Below are 2471 nucleotides of genomic sequence, written 5' to 3'. Positions count from 1 at the left end.
GCCGCCAGCAAGTCCCGGGCGGCGGAGTCGGGTGCCGGCGGGCCGGCCTGATCGGTACCCCATGGATCGGCCAGTAGCGTGTCGTCGGGCCACAGCGGCTGCCCATCGGTACGCCAGTACAGTCCAATCTGCCAGCGCGGCAACGGTTCACCGGGATACCACCGGCCCTGTCCGCGGTGGACCAGCCCCTGCGGTGCCCACTGCGCTTTCAGCCGCGCGGCCAGCTCGGAGGCGCGTTCACGTTTGTGCGGGCCGTCGGCAGCGGTGATCCACTCATCGTCGACCTGGTTATCCACCGAGACGAATGTGGGCTCGCCACCGACGGTCAATCGGACATCGCCGTCGGCCAATCGCCTGTCAACACCGCGCGCGACGTCCTGGATCGTCGCCCATGCCTCGTCGGTGTAAGGGAGCGTGACGCGAGGGTCTTCGTGGATGCGGGTGACGGTATTGGAAAACTCCATCACCGCTTCGCACGGATCGGTGTTGCCGGTGATGGGAGCCGCGCTCTCCGGACTCGGCGTCGCGGCCAGCGGAATGTGGCCCTCGCCGGCGAACAGTCCTGACGTCGGGTCCAGGCCGATCCAGCCGGCACCGGGGATGTACACCTCGGCCCAGGCGTGCAGATCGGTGAAGTCGGCGGTAGGGCCCGACGGTCCGTCGAGCGCCTTGACGTCTGAAGTCAGCTGGACCAGGTAGCCGGACACGAACCTGGCGGCCAGACCCATCTGACGGAGGATCGACACCAGTAGCCAGGCGAAGTCGCGGCACGAGCCGACCCCGGTCCGCAGCGTGAAATCCGGTGTCTGCACGCCATGTTCCATGCGCAGGCTGTAGCCGAGGTCGCTGTTGACGCGCCTATTGAGCTCGACCAGATAGTTGATCGTGCGGGTGCCCGGCGCCATCGCGAACGTACTCACCCACGCCTGCACCAGCTCGCCGGGGCCCGATCCGGCACCGTTCTCATCGATCGGCCGTAGGTACGGCTTGAGGTCCTCGGCCAACGGCTCGGGATAGGTGAACCCGCCGGACGGCCACGTTTCTGCCCAGTCCTCGATGAAGAAGTCGAAAGGGTTGATCACTTTGAGGTCGGCGATCAGCCCGACCGTAATGGTCAGCTGGCTCATCGGATTCGGGAACGTCAGCCGGTAGACGAAGTTGCCGACCGCATCCTGCTGCCAGTTGACGAAGTGGTCGGCGGGCTCGACTCGCAGCGAGTAGGCCTCGATCGCGGTACGCGAGTGCGGCGCCGGCCGCAGCCGCACGACATGCGGGAACACCCGGACAGACCGATCAAAGGTGTAACTGGTGCGATGCTCCAGTGCCACTTTGATGGTCATAACCGCCCATCTCATCACGACGGCCACAAGGTCGCAGCACGGCGAACCCCGCATCCGCGTGGCGTGACCGCTTTTGCCCTCGTCGTTCCTAGGATCGCTCGGGTGGACGATCGTTACGGCTCCGACGTTCTGGCACGCGACCCGCACAATGCGCGCACGGTCCGGTCAGCTGAAATGGCGATACAACTCGGCATGGTCGTCGAGGACGCGCAGACCGGCTACGTCGGTGCTGTGGTGCGCGTCGAATACGGCCGGATGGAGCTCGAGGACCGGCATGGCCGCCGAAAGCCATTCCCGGTTGGCCCGGGATATCTCGTCGACGGCACACCGGTGATCCTGACCGCGCCGCGACGTCCGACCGCCAAGGCGCCCACCCGCACCGCGTCGGGCTCGGTCGCGGTGACCGGAGCACGCGCCCGGGTTGCCCGGACCGGCCGGATCTACGTGGAGGGCCGCCACGACGCCGAGCTCGTCGAGCAGGTGTGGGGCGACGATCTGCGGGTCGAGGCAGTGGTGGTCGAATACCTCGGGGGCGTCGACGATCTCGTCGGTGTCGTCGAAGAGTTCCGCCCCGGCCCGCAGCGGCGGCTGGGCGTGCTCGTCGACCACCTGGTACCCGGTTCCAAGGAATCGCGGCTCGCCGAAGCGGTGCGCCGCGGCCCCGGCGGCTCGGACACCCTGGTCGTCGGCCATCCGTTCGTCGACATCTGGCAGGCCGTCAAACCGGCCCGGCTGGGTCTGGCGGAGTGGCCGGTCATCCCACGCGGGACGGACTGGAAGCACGGGATCTGTCAGGCCCTGGGCTGGCCACACGCCGACCAGGCCGACATCGCCGCGGCGTGGCAGCGCATCCGCGGCCGGGTCCGGGACTGGACCGACCTCGACGCGGCGCTGATCGGCCGGGTGGAAGAGCTGATCGACTTCGTCACCGAGCCCTAAGGAGTGGGCGGCGCGACCGGTCCTCCGGAGAGCCGACGGTAGGTGTACACCTGGATCAGCAGCGCAATCGGGCCGGTCACGAGAATGCCGACGCCGCAGGCGAGGAACCCCACCGCCACCAGCAGACCCTGCACCAGGAAAGACAGCAGCGTCTCGCCGGCATGGGCCCGGACGGTGCTGAAGCTGGCCCTC

3 protein-coding genes are annotated in these 2471 nt (G+C 68.0%); 1 reads left to right on the top strand and 2 read right to left on the bottom strand.

The window, feature by feature from the left end; genetic code table 11:
- Positions 1-1340: transglutaminase family protein (locus VGH85_01150; GenBank protein HEY2172396.1), on the bottom strand; the 1340-nt coding region annotated here is incomplete at its 3' end.
- 102 nt (positions 1341-1442) lie between these two features.
- Here VGH85_01150 and VGH85_01145 point away from each other — a divergent pair.
- Complete coding sequence (locus VGH85_01145; GenBank protein HEY2172395.1) at positions 1443-2279, top strand: DUF3097 domain-containing protein; 837 nt, start codon at positions 1443-1445, stop codon at positions 2277-2279.
- Here VGH85_01145 and VGH85_01140 read toward each other — a convergent pair.
- A partial coding sequence (locus VGH85_01140; protein ID HEY2172394.1) for a hypothetical protein occupies positions 2276-2471 on the bottom strand: 196 nt, incomplete at its 5' end. The genes VGH85_01145 and VGH85_01140 overlap by 4 nt on opposite strands.

Source organism: Mycobacteriales bacterium, from assembly GCA_036497565.1.
Taxonomy (GTDB): Bacteria; Actinomycetota; Actinomycetes; order Mycobacteriales; family QHCD01; genus DASXJE01.
Note: the sequence above shows the minus strand (reverse complement) of the source record. Positions and strands in the feature narration are given on the sequence as shown.